Raw genomic sequence first — 15,256 nt, forward strand, 5'->3', positions numbered from 1 at the left:
GACATGCCCCTGGGTGACGCGCTGAGGTGCCGGACGCCAAGGGCGGGAAGGAGTTGAGTCAACGGTCGACCAGCCGTGGACGCGGGGCCTCACCCGTGGATTCCGCGTCGGTGTCGTCGGTGCCGACCGGGCCGCGGGGAAGCATCCGGTCCAGCCACTTCGGCAGCCACCAGTTGGCCCGGCCGAGGAGCGTCATGGTCGCCGGTACCAGCACCATGCGTACGACCGTGGCGTCGATGAAGATCGCGGTGGCGAGGCCGAGCCCGAACATTTTGGTGGAGGGGTCCTCGGCGACGGCGAAGGACAGGAAGACCGCCACCATGATGAGGGCGGCCGAGGTGATGATCCGGGCGGTGCGCGAGACGCCCTCGACGATCGCCGTGCCGTTGTCGCCGGTGCGCAGGTACTCCTCGCGTACGCGGGAGAGGAGGAACACCTCGTAGTCCATCGACAGGCCGAACAGGATGGCGAAGAGGAACATCGGGATGAACGACACGATCGGAACCGTCGCTTCCAGCCCGATGAGTGCGCCTCCCCAGCCCCACTGGAAGACCGCGACCATGATGCCGTAGGCCGCGCCGATGCTCAGCAGGTTCAGCAGTACCGCCTTGAGCGGTACGAGGATCGAGCGGAAGACCAGCATCAGCAGCAGGAACGACATCGCCAGCACGGCGGCGACGAACACCGGCAGGCGTTGGCTGGTGCGTCGGCCCACATCGGACAGGCTCGCGGCGGCGCCGCCGACATGGGCCCTGGCCGGGCCGTGCCCGATCGCCGTGGGCAGCACGTCGGTGCGCAGCCGGGCGATGGTGTCGGCCGTGGCCTTGTCCTGGGGGCTGGTGGTCGGGAACACCACGAGGGTCGCGATGCCGGTGGCCCGATCGACGCGCGTCGGCGCGACGGATGCGATGCCCGGATCCGCCGCGACCGCCCCGACGAGCCGGTCCAGCACTCCCGGATCACCGGTGGGGTCCGCGGCGATGACGAGGGGACCGTTGGTGCCCGGGCCGAACCCCTCGGCGACGAGGTCGTAGGCCCGGCGCTCGGTACGGCTGTGGGGCAGTGAGCCGTCGTCGGGCAGGCCGACGCGCAGGCCGAGCACGGGCAGCGTCGCGGTCAGCAGCAGCCCCGCCGCGCCGACCGCGTACGGCACCGGGTGCCGGCTGACGTGCCCGATCCAGCGACGCCACCCGGCGGCGTGGGCGGCGCCCGCCGCCGTGTCCCGCCGTCGGCCGAGGCGGCCCGACCACCCGGCCCGAAGTGCCCGGCCGATCCGGCCGGCCCGGCCCAGCCGCGGGCCCGCCGCGCCGAGGAAGGCCGGCAGCAGCGTCACCGACGCGAGCACCATCGTCAGGACGACGATCGAGACGGCGAGCCCGCCCACCGTCATGAACGGCACGTTCGCGACCGCCAGGCCGAGGATCGACACGACGACGGTGCCGCCGGCGAAGACCACGGGCCTCCCCGCCGTGGCCACCGCTCGCCCCGCCGCCTCGCGGGGATCGAGCCCGCGCGCGAGGTACTCCCGGTGCCTGGCGAGCACGAACAGCGCGTAGTCGATGCCCACTCCGAGCCCGACCATGCTGCCCAGGACAGGGGCGAAGGTCGGGACGTCCGTCACCCCCGCCAGTACCGTCATCGTGGCGACCCCGACCGTCAGCCCGAAGACCGCCATGCCGATCGGCAGCGCGGCGGCGACGAGCGAACCGAACGCCAGGAACAGGATCGCGACCGCGGCGAGGAGGCCGATCAGCTCGCTCGCGCCGCCGTCGGGGTCGGAGAAGGCGTAGAAGAGGTTCCCGCCCATCTCGATGCGCAGCGGCAGCTCGGCGCGCAGCCGGTCGCCGAGATCGACGAGGGCGTCGAGGTCTTCGGCCGACAGCCGGCTCTGGTCGGGATACTGCACCCGGACGACCGCGATCCGCCCGTCGGCCGAAACGAGGCCGCCGCGCACGGCGGTGTCCCCGCCCGCGTCGAGCGCCCCCGCCGGGTCGCTCGTGCCGAGCACGTGCGGCAGCCGCTTCACCTCCGCCCGCAGTCGCGTGAGAGCGGTGCGCGCGCCGTCGTCGTCGAAGAACGTCGCACCGCCGTCGAGGGGGGTGACGACCACCTGGGCGGTCATCCCCTCCTGGCCGGTGCCAGCCCGCTCGATCAGTTCCGCGGCCCGCTGGGAGTCCAGTCCCGGAGCGGTCATCGAATCCGCATTCCGCCCGCCGAAGGCGACGGCGGCGAGGACGGCGAGCGTGGCGGCGACCAGCCATGCCGCGATCACCCGCCAGGGATGGCGGGCGGCGCTTGCGCCCAGGCGCAACAGGGCTTTCGAGAGCATCGGGTCCTCCAACCACTTCGTCGGCCGTCCTTGTACGGCCGCCGATGCCGAGACTCGTCGCCACGGCGCTCCGCGGCATCGGCCCGCGGGCCGCGGATCCGTCGGCCCCGGGGCGGAGTGACGACCCGTCCTTTCGGCCGATGCGCGGCACGGCGCGGCCCCTAGGCTGAGAACCGTGCTGCGAGACGACCTGCGAACCCTGTGGACCGAACCCCGGCCGCCCGACGCGCCCGCCCGGGTGTGGCGGGACTGGGCGCTGCTCGCCGCGAGCCTGGGCGCCGTGGTGCTGGAGGCCACCCTGCGCGAGAACGTCGTGTGGCGGCCGGTGGCGGTGGTGTTCGCCGTATGGCTGTGCCTACTGCCCCTGTGGCGCCGGACCCGCCCACTAACGATGGTCACGCTGGGGTTCGGCTCGGTGATCCTGCTCCAGCTGGCCTCACTGGTCGCCGCACCGCGCGAGCCCGTCGGCCTGGACACCGGTGTGGTCGTGCTCGTGCTGGTGTATGCGCTGCCCCGGTGGGGATCGGGACGGGAGATCGTGCTGGGCAGCGCGGTGATCCTCACGGCCTTCGCGCTGGGGGTCACCGCGGACGACACCCCGGCCGCCGAACAGGTCGGGGGCTTCGTCTTCCTGTCGCTGCCCGGCTTGATCGGGGCCGCCGTGCGGTTCTGGGGGACCGCTCGCGAGCGGCAGTTGGAGCAGGTACGCTCCCGCGAGCGTGAGCAGCTCGCCCGGGAACTGCACGACACTGTGGCCCACCACGTTTCGGCCATGGTGATCAGCGCCCAGGCGGGCCGGGTGCTCGCGGGCACCGACCCGTCCGCCGCCGTCGAGGCGCTGGAGGGGGTCGAAGAGGAAGGGGCGCGCACGCTGGAGGAGATGCGAGCCATGGTCGCCGCGCTGCGCGACCGCGGGGCCGGCGCCGAGCTGGCGCCGCCTGCCGGCGTCGCGGATCTGGAGCGCCTGGTGCGCACCCCGGGTGGTCGCCTCAGGGTCGACCTGGATCTCGACGGCGAACTGGACACGCTGCCCCCGGCCGTGGACGCGGCCGTCTACCGCATTGTGCAGGAGTCGGTGACCAACGCCATGCGCCATGCGGTCAACGCGACCGAGGTCGTCGTCCGGGTCACCGCGGAACGGCACACGGTACGGGTGAGCGTGCGCGACAACGGCCAACGCACCGGCCGAGGTCGCGACGGATACGGACTTGCCGGACTGCGCGAGCGCGCGGCTCTGCTCGGCGGCACACTACAAGCCGGCCCTGGCCCCGACCAGGGCTGGCATGTCGAAGCCGAGCTGCCGAGAGGGAGGACCGAGAGCGGTGCCCATCCGCGTCCTCGTCGCTGACGACCAGACCATCATCCGCACCGGGCTGCGGATCATGCTGAACGCCCAGCCCGGCATCGAGGTGGTCGGCGAGGCCGCCGACGGACAGGAAGCGGTACGTCTGGCCCGCGAGCTGCGCCCCGACGTCTGCCTGTTCGACATCCGCATGCCCGTGATCGACGGGCTCGGGGCCACCCGGCTGGTCGCCGGCCCGGGCGTCGCCGACCCGCTGGTCGTGGTCGTCATCACCACGTTCGACCTCGACGAGTACGTCTACGGCTCACTGCGTGCCGGCGCCCGCGGATTCCTCCTCAAGGACACGGGACCAGACCTTCTGGCCCAGGCCGTACGGTCGGCGTCCGACGGTGAGGCGCTCATTGCGCCCAGCGTCACCGTCCGTCTGCTCCAGGCATTCGCGGACCTGCCCGCCGGCCGGCCCGCGGCCCAGCCCGTCTCCCCCGTCACCGCCCGCGAGGAGCAGGTGCTCCTCGCCGTCGCTCGCGGGCTGACCAACACCGAGATCGCCGATGCGCTGCACATCAGCCTCAGCACGGTGAAGACGCATCTGGCCAGCCTGATGGCCAAACTCGGCGCCCGCAACCGGGTCGAGATCGCGATGTGGGCCTACGAAACGCGCCGTATCCTCCCCGGAACCTGAGCCGGGTGCCGGGCCATGTCCCATGAGTCCCCGCCCGGACATCACTGCACCGGCCGGCTCACGTCGGCTCCACGTGCCTCACCCGCCCCAGAGCGTGACGTACCAGGAGGCCGGAACCGGGACGGTGGGACACCCGATACACAAGACTCCCGACAGCTACCTCGCCAGTCTCCACCTGCACGCCTCGATGATCTGGATCAAAGACCTCACCAGGACCACCCGATGATCACGACTCGATACGCGCCCTGGCGCAAGGGCGTGCTCCTCGACCCGGCGCAGTGCGGTGCCCAGGCCGGGCACCGTCTTCTGCGCCCCGACGACCCAGATCGCCTGCGCGGCGCCGTCGGCGCAGGCGGGCAGATGGCTGCCGCCGGCGGAGGCGGTGACGAGCGAGATGGTCTCGGTGACGGCCGCGACGCCGGCGGCGAAGACGTCGGGGTGGCCACCGGTCGGCGGATCCGGTCGGACTCGGTGGCGCGGTCCATCGTCGGCACCCGCGGCCGGACGGCCCGGTAGCGGTCGCCCGCCTCGATATCCTGCGCGACGCCGGAAAGCCGCAGCGTCTCACTGGCCCCGGTGAAGACGCTCGCGCCCGGCGGGATCAGGTTCTTGACGCGGGCACGGCCCGGACGACGCCGTCGGGGGAAGCTCCGGGGGCCGGCCGCGCGCCCGTGGCCCCGGCGCCGTCCCGTCACGACCGCGCCGCACGCTAAGGTCAGCAGGCGAAAACAGGCCAAGGCCAGACGCGAAGACGACCTGCGGGACACGCGATGTCCGTCGTACGACCGGTGGTGCGTGAACACCTGATCCGAACGTGCAACTGACGGTGGCCGGAAGTCGTCCTTTGCGACGAGCCGACGAGGCGCACCGAGAACCGGGACAATAGGGGGAAACATCATGAACGTGACGTCGAGAAAGAGCCGACGCAGACCGGGCGTTGTCCGGGTGGCCGTCCTGGGCGCCTGCGTGGTGGGCGCGTTGGCCCTCACCGGGTGCAACGGCGACGACGTGACAGGTTCGCACGTCGGCACGAGCACGAGCCCCACGAAGGCGGGGAGCACCGGTGACGGAACGGGCACCGGCAACGGGACGGGTACCGGCGCGGCGAGCAAGAAGCCGACCGCCACGCCGTCTTCGGGCTCGGGCAGCGCCGCCGAGTCCGCCGGAGCGGCTCCGGCCGCGTCCTCGTCCCCCATTGCCGCGGGGTCGGGTGCGGGTGGCGCCGACGATGGATGCGACCACAAGATGCCGATCTCCCCCGACGAGGTCGCGGTATACCGCTATACCCCCGAAGGGGGATCCCTCAGCCTGATCGTCAAGCACGGCAACTGGGGCTGCGGATCGCCCGACTCCGATGGCGCGCCGTTCGAGACGGTCGGCAAGGAGACGTTCATCCCGATGGACCAGGCCGCGTACGTCACCGTGACCAACCCCATCGTGGAGAGCACCGAGAACCAGCACATCGGTGTGCAGGAGTTCCTCGACTGGCTGGAGGCGCACCCGAACTCGGGGCTCGTCTTCACCTACCACCTGGGCGCCGACGGTGCCATCGACCGCCTCGACGAGGTCTTCACCCCCTGACAGCGGGCCTCGTGAGCAGGCGCCCGGACGACGCCTGTCATGCGGGCGTCCGCTCACCGCCCGCACAGCCGTACCCGGCAGTGGGTCGTAGGTCATCGGCGACCTTGGGGTCCGTGCCGACATCGACAGCACCGTACACCTGGAGTCGTGGAAGGACCTCACTTGCCGCGTCAAGGAAGCAACCGTCGCCGACGTCCGCCCGGGGCACGTTGCCGATGCTGTCGTAGAGGGTGACCAGGTAAGCCGGGACGAGGCCCGCTTGGGCGAGCGCGCGAGCCGCTGCTTGACCGTCGTGGTCGGTCGGACCTGTGCCGACGCCGTCATGGCTGCCGCTGTAGCCCCGGGTGACGACGCCGGTGACCCGGCCGAGGGTCTGTTTCATGAGCCGGAAGGTGTGCTCCAGATCGAAGCGGCGCAGGAACGACTGCCACCAGCGGTCGACGTCCGCACTGGCGGCGGCGGGGGACGAGCACCACAGCCGGACGGCTTTCGGGTCGCGGTTGCCCGGCAGGTATCTGACCGCACCGTCGTAGGGCATCGGTCAGGTGTTCTTCAACGGCGTCCGCGCGGCTGCGCCGTTCCGCGAACCGGCCGGAGCATCTGGCTCGTGGCGAGTTCGCGGTAGAGGGCGTTCTCGGCCAGCAGCTCCTCGTGGCGGCCGCCTGCGGCGGTGCGGCCGTCGTGCAGGACGACGATGTGGTCGGCGTGCTGGACGGTGGACAGGCGATGGGCGATGACCAGGAGGGCGCATTCCTGGGCGACGTCTTTCATGACGGTGGTGAGCGCTGCCTCGTTGATCGCGTCGAGGTGGGAGGTGGGCTCGTCCAGCAAGAGCAGCGAGGGGCGCGCCAGCAGGGCGCGGGCCAGGGCGACGCGTTGGCGTTCCCCGCCCGAGAGGGTGCTGCCGCGTTCGCCGACGACGGCGTTCAGGCCGCCGGGCAGCCGGTCGACGACTTCCTCCAGCCGGGCCAGCTCCACCACGCGTCGGATCTCGTCCTCGGCGGCGTTGGGCATGGCGTAGGCGATGTTGTCGCGCAGGGTGCCGCGGACGACGTGGGTGTTCTGGTCGACCAGGGCGATGCGCCCGCGGCACGCGGCGCGGCCGACTTCTTCGGCGGGCCGCCCGCCGAAGAGCACGGTCCCGGAGTCCGGTTCGTAGAACCTCGCCACCAGCGCGAATACCGTGCTCTTGCCGGCCCCGGACCGCCCCACCAGAGCGACGTGCCGGCGGTGCGCCACGTCGAAGGAGACCCCGCGCAGCACCGGCCGCCCCGGCACGTATCCGAAGTGGACGTCGCGCAGGGCGAGGGCGGGAGGCTCGTCGGCGGGCTCATGGTGGGCGACGGACGGTCGCGCGGGCCGCGGCGCGAGGGCGCGGACGCCCGCGTCCCGGGGGCCCGTCGGCTCGACGGGCAGGCCGAGCGCCTCCTCGACGCGCCCGTACGCGCCCATCCCGCGCTGGACGAGCCCCACGGCATGGAAGACGGAGGACAGGGGCAGGGCGAGGTACGAGGCGTACAGCAGGAAGGCGACGAGGTCGCCGAGGGAACCGGCGTGGTCGTTGACGCGCAGTCCGCCGATGACCAGGACGATCAGAAACGAGCCCTGGACGGCGAGTTCGACGGCGGGGCTCATGACGGAGGCGTGCTTCGCGGCGCGTACCCCCGCACCGTAGGCGTCCTCGATGCGTGCGCCGATGGCGGAGGCCTCGCGCTCCTCGGCGCGGTGCACCCGGATCAGCGGCAGGGCCCCGAGGGAGCGTTCCAGGTCGGCGGCGATGTCACCGACCGCGTTCTGCATGTGTTCGGACGCACGCCGGATGCCCGTGAGCAGCGAGGCGACGATCACGGCCGCCGCGGCCACGGTGGCAGCGACCAACAGCAGCAGCAGCGGGTCGAGCCACGCCATCAGGATGATCGCGCCGCTGGCGACGAGGCTGCCCGTCACCAGGTCGACGAGGGCCTGCGACACGACCTCCCGCACCAGCGTGGTGTCGGCGGTCACCCGGGCGATGAGGTCGCCCCTGCGGTGGCGGTCGTACTCCCGCATCTCCAGCCTGAGCAGCCGTGCTACCAGACCGTGCCGGAGCTGGCGTACCACGCCCTCGCCCATCCGCTCCAGGACGAAGCGTCCTACGGCTCCTGTCGCCGCCTCGACGGCGAACAGCGCGCCGAGCAGGGCCAGGAGCGGCCAGACGGACCGTCCGTGGCCGCTCGCGTCCATGACGTGCTTGGCGACGAGCGGCTGGGCCAACCCCAGGGCCGAGCCCGCGAGGGTCAGTGCGCAGGCCACGCCGATGACGGCCCGGTGCCCGGCGGTGAGCCGGTACATCGTGGCCACCGCCTTCCAGGTGGACTTGTCGCCGTCCTTGCTGACGTCCCCCTCCCGGCCGTCGCGAACCCCGGCGGCCTCGCCGACCCCGCCGCCGTCGCCGACCCCGGCTCCGGCTCCGTCACCCACGCCAGCAGCCTCGCCGGCCCCTGCCCCCTCACCGGTGTCCGGGGCGCGTCCCGCGGCCGGCGGCGTTGTGCGGGTCACCGGTCCGTCGGCCGTGGCGGCGCGGGTACCGCCACTAGCCGGGCGAAGTATCCGTCCGGCACGCCCTCGCCGACGGGGCGGCCCTGCGCCTCGATCCAGGCGTGTGCGGTGAAGGGCGGGACCATGCGGACCCCGGTGCACCAGGTCGGCCACGTTCCGCCGAGGCGGCACAGCAGCGCCGCCCCCAGGGACCGCGGCAGACACCCTTTCGGTCCGGCGCAGGTCAGACTGACCGCGCACATGGCGTCCCGGGCGTTCTGGGCCTGTGCCGCACTGGCGGGCGCCGCCCCGCGACGCAGGAGTCCGAGCACGGCGCGGATGCGGCGGGGCGGCAGGAGGGCGAGCGCGAAGGCGGGGAGGAGGACGAGAAGGGCTGCCAGGCGCCGGGCCGGGGGAACACCGGTGGGGCGCTCCAGTGCGCTGGGCGTCGTCATGAGGCCAGTCCCGAGCTCCGCAGCTGACGTACGAGTGCCTCGACGTCCTGCTGGGCCTGCGCCCGGTCGACGTCGAACTGCTCGGCCACGGCGGCGGCTGCGTCCGCTTCGTCGCCGCCGTCGAGCAGCGTCCGCACCACCAGGGTGGCGGTCGGGTTCAATTCCCAGTACGAGCCGGAGCGTTCGTCCAGCAGTACCGTGCCGTACTCGGTCTCGGCTGTGGAGACGTCGGCAGCGAACCGCATGGGCATGGTCGGACCGCCTTTCCGATGGTCGTGTGATCGAAGAGCTGGGGTGGGACGGGGCGGCGTCAGGGGGCGGGGGCGCGGCTGCAGGTCAGCCCCCGCAGCCACACCTCTGCGGCGATCGTGGTGTAGAGGATGGCGTCGGAGAGCCCCGGTGAGGCGGGCCGGCGGGCGAGGTGGCGCAGTGCGGCGCCGTCCACCAGCCCCAGTTCCTCCAGCCGCGAGTCCTCCCACAGCGCCAGCAGGTCGGCGCGGTTCTCCCGCAGTCCGTTGGAGGCGTCCATGGAGGCAGTGGCCTTGGTGCTGCGCCGCAGGCAGACGTCAGGCACGATCCCCCGCATCGCCTCGCTGAGGACCGGCTTGTACCGCCACGGCGTGACGCGGTCGTCCGGGCGTACGGCCAGACACGCCTCGATGACGCGGTCGTCGAGGAAGGGGGAGGCCATGGGCAGGCCGGCCCGAGCGGCCATCCCGTCCCACTGCCGGATGACGCGGCTGCACGAGCGGATCTGTTCCAGGTCGCTGTGCAGGCCCCGGTCAGGATGCAGGGGTTCGGCGGTCATCGCGGCCTTGAGCAGCGCCTTGCGCGCCAGCCGCTCGGCCTGCGGCGTCACCCAGTCGAACAGGCGCGGGGCCATGCCCCAGCCGAGCCCCGTGGCGACTGGCGAGGGCGACGGGGCGCGCAGGTCGCGGGCGGCGTCGGCGAGCCACCTCCCGTAGGGGCGGGAGTCGGCGAGCGCATGGACGGCGCCGGCAAGCGGCCACTGCCACAGTGCCCGCAAGCCCCGCAACTGGCGCAGGGCGAACAGCGGCCGGGTGCGCAGCAGCCGGTGGTAGTAGGCCTCGGAGCACCACGCGACATGATCGCCGCCGATGCCCGTCAGATGCAGCCGACTGCCCCGTGCGGCGAGGCCGGGCAGATGGTGAAGGACCCGGGAGCGGTCCATGACGCCGATGGTGGGTTCGTCGAGGAGGTCGTCGACGCCGAGCAGGTCGTCGTAGACCAGCGGCGAGGCGTCGGCGGCCCAGACCACGTGCTCGACGTCGGGGAGGTGCTTGACGGCCTGCTGCGCCCAGTGGAGGTCAGTGTCCGCCGGGTCGCGGCCCGGCCAGGTGCTGGCCACCAGGCGGGCGGGGGAGCGGGCGGCCAGGAAGCAGACGGAGGTAGAGTCCAGGCCGCCGGACAGATCGCAGCTGACCACGCCGCCCTGCCGGGTGCGCGTGGCGACGGCCTCCTCCAGCGCCGCACGGATCACCGGCACCGCCTCGGCGAGGGGCTGGACCGGCTCCGGCGGCGTCCACCACCGGGTGTGCCGTACGGTGCGCCCGTCCGCGGCCACGACGACGGCGTCCTGCGGTGGCACGGCGGTGACCGCACGCCACAGGGACGTCTCGAACAACGGGTAGGGGGCGGGCCACAGCAGCCGGACGGCCAGCTCCTCCACGTCGGGGTCGTGGCCCAGCGCGGCGGCGAGCGTGTCGGCCCGGGTCGAGGCCACCCGTACGCCGTCGATCTCCGCGTGGAAGACCAGGCGCAGGCCGGACGCCGTCCCCTGTGTCCGGACCCGCCGGTCGAGCGCGGCGACGAGATGGAAGCTGCCGGGCAGGGAGCGGGCGAGGGCGTCGATCTCCGTGAAGTCGCGCAACCGTGAGGCTCGGCGGCGCAGTTCGGCGGCGCCGACCGGGCAGAAGCCGACGATGGCGAGGGAGGCGTCGCCGACGTGCGCGGTGACCATCTCGTCGTCGCGCCAGCGGCCGACCAGCCAGGGCCGGCCGGAAGGATGGGTGAGGGTCTGGGTTCCGGGGCGGGCGAAGGCGTGGGCCACGGCGGCCGCGTCCGCACGGTCGGTGAAGACCGCGAAGTACGCGTCGCCGGGGCCCACCCTCGCACTTTCGTGCGGCACAGTCATGACGTCGAGTCAGGGACCGCCGGCCGTCAGTTCTTGCTCAGGATCAGCCGGTCGTTGCCGGAGCGTCCCAGGAGCCCGGTCTCCTTGCGGAACGAGCCGAGCCGGACGAGCGTCGGGGCCTCGTAAGCCTTCTTCATGACTACTCCTCATGTACGGGTGTGCTGTCCGCCCCTCTGACCTGACGGCGTCCCAGCGCCGCTGGGACGCCGTCGGTCTGCTCTGATCCATGGGGACCGGGCGAGAAAGCGGGCCTGCATCCAGCTAGCGACAGAAGAGGCGGGTGCAGCAAGCCCGTCCATAAAGGTCGTACGGTATGGCGAATATGGAATCACTCTGAGGGGTGGCTCTCGTCCGCATGGGAGCGGTCGGCGGTTCGCAGTGCGTGAGAGAGGCGTACGCCGGTCTGCAAAAACGTTCTGTAGTCGGCTCTGGCGTAAGCCCGCTTTCCCGCGCGGCAGTGCTGCGGTGACGGAGGCGCCGGGGCGCACTCCACGGCCAGGACGCACACCCCCGCCAGACGTGACGAAGCGCGACAGTTTGCGAATGGAGCATTTCAGTTCGCGAACGGGCTGGTAGTGACGCTCCGTGCGGCCGCCCGGTGGGCCGAACCAATCTGGGTCTGGTTGCCCTTGGCGCGACTCGCCAAGGAGTCGGTCAGGCGGCGGTGATGGCGACGAGGGGGCGTTGGCGCCGCAGAGCCCGGTCGAACAGGCGGATGAGTCGGTAGAGGAAGAAGCGGCGCTTCATCATGTTCTGGACGCGAGCTGTTTCCGAGTTGCCGAGGAGCCGGGCGGTGCCGGTGATCTTGGGTGCGCCGTCGGGGACGGTGCCGTTCATGCTGCACGGGGAGATGGCGACCCGGGGGTTGTTGCGGATCCGCTTGACCTTCCCGGTGGTGGGATCGGTCAACGCGTACACAGTGCCGTCGTGGACGACACCGCCGACGGGGGTTGGTACGGGCCGACCGTCCTTGCGGAATGTGGTGAGCAGGACGTGCTTGCTGTCGGCGATGCGTTCCAGGGCTTGGACGAAGGTGTCATGGGTCGTGGGCATGGAGTCTCTCCTGCGTCAGCGGGCGGTGTAGTGGGCGGCGAGGGCGTGGGCGGCGAGGGCCGCCTGTTCCTCGGCCCAGGCCGGGGAGCTGCGGTCTGCGGGCAGCATGTCCTGCTGGTGGAACAGGGCCAGGCCGTGTGCTGCCGCGGCCACGTGGACCAGCAGGTCGAGCGCGGACTCTGCATCACCGGTGATCCGGCCGGTCACAGGCGTCAGGTCGTCGTGCAGGAAGCTTCCCGCCTCGGCGAGTTCGGAATGCCGGGTCTTGTCGAGGCCGGCGAGAAAGGTGATGTCGAACAGGGCGCGCTCCTCGATGGCGAACCGCACATAGGCGGCCGCGAAGGCGGCCAGCTGGTCGGCCGGGTCGGTGTACGCGGCGAGCGCACCGCGGTAGCGGCGCCGCTGTTCCTCGTAGCCCTTCAGTGCCAGCGAAGCCAGGAGGGAGTCGCGGTCGGCGAAGTGCTTGTACGGCGCCGCGACACTCACCCCGGCGCGTCGGCACGCCTCGGCGAGGGTGAATCCGTGCGCCCCCTTCTCGGCGACGAGGGCGAGAGCGGCCTGCTCAAGTGCGTTGCGCAGGTCTCCGTGGTGGGTGCCCGTGGGACGGGACCGTTTGACTGTCACAGCCACAAGGTTAACACTATTAACCACAAGGTGAATGGCATTAACCGTGTTGGTCGTGTCGTGCAATCACATGGAACCCGTATCGAGGAGTCAGTCATGAGCCGATCACGCACGGGGCGCTGGAGCGCGAGCGACATGCCCAACCAGCACGGCCGCACCGCCGTGATCACGGGAGCCAACACCGGCATCGGCTTCGAGACCGCCAAGGCACTCGCGCTGCGAGGTGCAACCGTGGTCCTCGCGGTACGCGACCTGGATAAGGGCAAGCATGCCGCCGAGGAATTGCGGACCGCCGCACCGACGGCACACATCGCCTTGCAGCATCTCGACCTGAGTTCGCTGGCGTCCGTGTGCGCCGCTGCGGAGGGGGTGCGTAGCACGTACCCACAGGTGGATCTACTGATCAACAACGCGGGTGTGATGTACACCCTGCACCGCACCACCATCGACGGCTTCGAGCTGCAATTCGGAACCAACCACCTCGGGCACTTCGCCCTCGCCGCACTGCTCTGGGACCTCTTGCCGCCCACACCCGCCACGCGCGTGGTCACCGTCAGCAGCGCCGGCCACCGCATGGGCGGACCCCTCGACCTCGACGACCTCAACTGGCACAGGCGCCCCTACAACAGGACGGCCGCATACGGACACTCCAAGCTGGCCAACCTGCTGTTCACCTACGAACTCCAGCGCAGACTCCCCGACGGTGGTCCCCTCGCCGTCGCCGCCCACCCCGGCGGCGCCGACACCACCGGCTCCAGGACAGCGATGTCCCATTCCTCGATACTCACGCGCACCGCATTCGCAGCCATCCGCCCACTGCTCCTGCAATCCCCCGCAATGGGTGCCCTGCCCATCCTGCGCGCGGCGACCGACCCACAGGTCAGCGGGGCCGAATATTACGGGCCACGCGGATTCCAGTAGAGCAAGGGACACCCCAAGGCCGTCCGCTCCAGCCCTCAGTCCCACGATGCCGACCTCCAGCGACACCTATGGGCCCGCTCCGAAGAACTGACGGGCGTCACCTTCCCGGTCTGACGTCCACCGTTCCACGAGGACGGCCGTCGCGGGCCAGTGCCCTCCTGCACGACACCTTGGTCGCGCACCTTCTGTCGGACCATCCCGCTATCACCACCGGCAACCAACACGACGGCGAGATCGCGAACTTCGGCCCGCCGAACTCGCAAACTGACGCGCGACACCAGGCGCCGGACCATGCCCTTCCCCGCGATCACTCGCAAACAACGCTGCTCCGTCACACCGGAGCGCGTGCACAGGCGCACTCCTCGTGGCCTCAAAACGGGAGATCGGGACGGAGGTCGCTGCACCGGACGCACCCCATTCATCCCGGCGCGGTCCGGCGGCAGCTGGCCGGGGTGGTTCGCACCGGACAACACCGCGGCCGGTTCAGATGGAACCGGACCGGTCGGGTCTGCGGGCTTGAACCTGCAACCGGGAAAGCGGCTGTTACTCACTTTCGGGTGACAGCCGACTGTCCGGTGGGGTGGCGTTACCTGGTGTGCAGCCCCTGGGGGCCAACCGTCGCAAGGCTGTCGAGACCAGATCTGCGTCAACTTCGCCCCCCGGCGAAATGGATGGCTGTTGCAGCCAAGTGTCACGGTGGTGCGGTTGGTCGGTAACGCGCCCCGGATCTTGTTCACACCCCGGCGGGCAGGGTGTGAATGCGCGGCCGGCCGCCACCCGCACACCGCACAACCCGCTGCCTATCAGGGCGTTCTGGGGCTGTGCCCGCACGATGCAGGGGGATTCCCGATGACTGTATCCACGACCACCCGCCGTCTGACCGCCGCCGCACTGACCGCTGCCGCCGTCACCGCCGCGATCACGGTCTCGGCGTCCGCCGTCGACCCCCGCCCGTACCGGCAGAGCGTGGAGTTCGACCGTACGGGGCTTCGCCCGCGTCCGGAGTCTCGACGAACTGCTGGTCAAGGCCACCAACCGGGCATCGATCCTGGACGAGCACAAGCCCTACCTGCACCAACGCTTGCGCGAGGGCTGCCACGACATCCCGCAGCTGCACCGCGAACTGCGCGCACGTGGCTTCACCGGAGACATCCAGTGCGTCCGTCGCTACTTCCGCCCCTTCAAGAAGCCGCACAGTCCCAAGCCGAAGAATCCGCCCGCGCCTGCTCCCGAGCTGCGTCCCGTCCCGAAACCCCGGCGCGTCGTCCGCTGGATCATGACCAACCCCGGACACCTCGCCGAGACCGATACGGCCGAGCTCAAAGAGATCCGGGCCGCCTGCCCCCACCTCGACGCCACGTTCGCGACTTCGCCGACATGATGCGCGATCTGCGGGGCGAGGAACTGCCCGCATGGATGGACCGTGTCCTCGCAGATGACCTGCCTGCCTTGCACTCCCTGGTCAACGGGATGAAGAGGGACCGGGACGCGGTCACAGCCGGCCTGTCCACGCCCTGGAGCTCTGGCCGGGTCGAAGGACACGTGACCAGAGCCAAGCTCCTCAAGCGCATGGGCTTCGGACGGGCCAACCTCGACCTCCTCCGTAGACGCATCCTCCACAGAGTCTGATTCTGTT

Annotated in this window: 14 protein-coding genes and 2 pseudogenes; 7 read left to right on the forward strand and 9 right to left on the reverse strand. The window is 71.3% G+C overall.

The features are described from left to right. Positions 1-58: 58 nt before the first annotated feature. On the reverse strand, positions 59-2,329 hold the full coding sequence (locus ACICHK_RS39510; RefSeq protein ID WP_406840768.1) for an MMPL family transporter: 2,271 nt from the start codon (positions 2,327-2,329) through the stop codon (positions 59-61). Between the two features lie 175 nt (positions 2,330-2,504). Here ACICHK_RS39510 and ACICHK_RS39515 point away from each other — a divergent pair, with 175 nt between their 5' ends. From ACICHK_RS39515 to ACICHK_RS39530, 4 genes are all read left to right on the forward strand, one after another. Then, on the forward strand, positions 2,505-3,677 hold the full coding sequence (locus ACICHK_RS39515) for a sensor histidine kinase (RefSeq protein WP_406840769.1): 1,173 nt from the start codon (positions 2,505-2,507) through the stop codon (positions 3,675-3,677). Further along, positions 3,652-4,314, forward strand: a complete 663-nt coding sequence (locus ACICHK_RS39520; RefSeq protein WP_406840770.1) for a response regulator — start codon at positions 3,652-3,654, stop codon at positions 4,312-4,314. Before ACICHK_RS39515 ends, ACICHK_RS39520 begins: the two co-directional genes overlap by 26 nt. A gap of 222 nt (positions 4,315-4,536) precedes the next feature. Next, positions 4,537-4,830, forward strand: a complete 294-nt coding sequence (locus tag ACICHK_RS39525) for a hypothetical protein (RefSeq protein WP_406840771.1) — start codon at positions 4,537-4,539, stop codon at positions 4,828-4,830. 381 nt (positions 4,831-5,211) lie between these two features. After that, positions 5,212-5,895: a hypothetical protein gene (locus ACICHK_RS39530; RefSeq protein ID WP_406840772.1), complete on the forward strand. Its 684-nt coding sequence runs from the start codon at positions 5,212-5,214 to the stop codon at positions 5,893-5,895. A 364-nt stretch (positions 5,896-6,259) separates the two neighbouring features. Here ACICHK_RS39530 and ACICHK_RS39535 read toward each other — a convergent pair. The 8 genes and pseudogenes from ACICHK_RS39535 to ACICHK_RS39570 all read right to left on the reverse strand — a co-directional run. After that, positions 6,260-6,406, reverse strand: a pseudogene (locus ACICHK_RS39535) (transposase); the annotation flags it as partial. 41 nt (positions 6,407-6,447) lie between these two features. Further along, positions 6,448-8,226 (reverse strand): ABC transporter ATP-binding protein, encoded by a 1,779-nt coding sequence (locus ACICHK_RS39540; RefSeq protein WP_406841447.1) that lies wholly within the window; start codon positions 8,224-8,226, stop codon positions 6,448-6,450. 203 nt (positions 8,227-8,429) lie between these two features. Then, the gene (locus tag ACICHK_RS39545; RefSeq protein ID WP_406840773.1) at positions 8,430-8,867 is read right to left on the reverse strand and encodes a lasso peptide biosynthesis B2 protein; all 438 of its coding nucleotides are present in this window, start codon (positions 8,865-8,867) and stop codon (positions 8,430-8,432) included. Continuing rightward, positions 8,864-9,118, reverse strand: a complete 255-nt coding sequence (locus tag ACICHK_RS39550) for a lasso peptide biosynthesis PqqD family chaperone (protein WP_151472608.1) — start codon at positions 9,116-9,118, stop codon at positions 8,864-8,866. The genes ACICHK_RS39545 and ACICHK_RS39550 overlap by 4 nt, the downstream gene beginning before the upstream one ends. A gap of 59 nt (positions 9,119-9,177) precedes the next feature. After that, complete coding sequence (locus ACICHK_RS39555; protein WP_406840774.1) at positions 9,178-11,022, reverse strand: lasso peptide isopeptide bond-forming cyclase; 1,845 nt, start codon at positions 11,020-11,022, stop codon at positions 9,178-9,180. A 26-nt stretch (positions 11,023-11,048) separates the two neighbouring features. After that, a complete protein-coding gene (locus ACICHK_RS39560; protein WP_019759430.1) occupies positions 11,049-11,159 on the reverse strand; it encodes a keywimysin-related RiPP in 111 nt (36 codons plus the stop codon). A gap of 517 nt (positions 11,160-11,676) precedes the next feature. After that, complete coding sequence (locus ACICHK_RS39565; protein WP_406840775.1) at positions 11,677-12,075, reverse strand: PPOX class F420-dependent oxidoreductase; 399 nt, start codon at positions 12,073-12,075, stop codon at positions 11,677-11,679. A 15-nt stretch (positions 12,076-12,090) separates the two neighbouring features. Continuing rightward, complete coding sequence (locus ACICHK_RS39570) at positions 12,091-12,699, reverse strand: TetR/AcrR family transcriptional regulator (protein ID WP_406840776.1); 609 nt, start codon at positions 12,697-12,699, stop codon at positions 12,091-12,093. A gap of 96 nt (positions 12,700-12,795) precedes the next feature. Here ACICHK_RS39570 and ACICHK_RS39575 point away from each other — a divergent pair. The 3 genes and pseudogenes from ACICHK_RS39575 (at position 12,796) to ACICHK_RS39585 (ending at position 15,249) form a co-directional block, all read left to right on the forward strand. Next, positions 12,796-13,734 (forward strand): annotated as a pseudogene (locus ACICHK_RS39575) (oxidoreductase). Between the two features lie 967 nt (positions 13,735-14,701). Then, positions 14,702-15,001, forward strand: coding sequence for a hypothetical protein (locus ACICHK_RS39580; RefSeq protein WP_406840777.1), 300 nt, complete (start codon positions 14,702-14,704; stop codon positions 14,999-15,001). Beyond that, on the forward strand, positions 14,998-15,249 hold the full coding sequence (locus ACICHK_RS39585; RefSeq protein WP_406840778.1) for a transposase: 252 nt from the start codon (positions 14,998-15,000) through the stop codon (positions 15,247-15,249). The genes ACICHK_RS39580 and ACICHK_RS39585 overlap by 4 nt, the downstream gene beginning before the upstream one ends. Positions 15,250-15,256 lie beyond the last annotated feature (7 nt).

Source organism: Streptomyces sp. AHU1 (assembly GCF_045343905.1).
In the GTDB taxonomy this organism is placed as follows: domain Bacteria; phylum Actinomycetota; class Actinomycetes; order Streptomycetales; family Streptomycetaceae; genus Streptomyces; species Streptomyces triticiradicis.

Excerpts from the sequence above, each read along its gene's own strand:
- ACICHK_RS39540 (WP_406841447.1), bottom strand. The coding sequence starts at position 8,226 with ATGTACCGGCTCACCGCCGGGCACCGGGCCGTCATCGGCGTGGCCTGC.
- ACICHK_RS39545 (WP_406840773.1), bottom strand. The coding sequence starts at position 8,867 with ATGACGACGCCCAGCGCACTGGAGCGCCCCACCGGTGTTCCCCCGGCC.
- ACICHK_RS39585 (WP_406840778.1), top strand. The coding sequence starts at position 14,998 with ATGATGCGCGATCTGCGGGGCGAGGAACTGCCCGCATGGATGGACCGT.
- ACICHK_RS39560 (WP_019759430.1), bottom strand. The coding sequence starts at position 11,159 with ATGAAGAAGGCTTACGAGGCCCCGACGCTCGTCCGGCTCGGCTCGTTC.
- ACICHK_RS39530 (WP_406840772.1), top strand. The coding sequence starts at position 5,212 with ATGAACGTGACGTCGAGAAAGAGCCGACGCAGACCGGGCGTTGTCCGG.
- ACICHK_RS39510 (WP_406840768.1), bottom strand. The coding sequence starts at position 2,329 with ATGCTCTCGAAAGCCCTGTTGCGCCTGGGCGCAAGCGCCGCCCGCCAT.
- ACICHK_RS39555 (WP_406840774.1), bottom strand. The coding sequence starts at position 11,022 with ATGACTGTGCCGCACGAAAGTGCGAGGGTGGGCCCCGGCGACGCGTAC.
- ACICHK_RS39550 (WP_151472608.1), bottom strand. The coding sequence starts at position 9,118 with ATGCCCATGCGGTTCGCTGCCGACGTCTCCACAGCCGAGACCGAGTAC.
- ACICHK_RS39565 (WP_406840775.1), bottom strand. The coding sequence starts at position 12,075 with ATGCCCACGACCCATGACACCTTCGTCCAAGCCCTGGAACGCATCGCC.
- ACICHK_RS39525 (WP_406840771.1), top strand. The coding sequence starts at position 4,537 with ATGATCACGACTCGATACGCGCCCTGGCGCAAGGGCGTGCTCCTCGAC.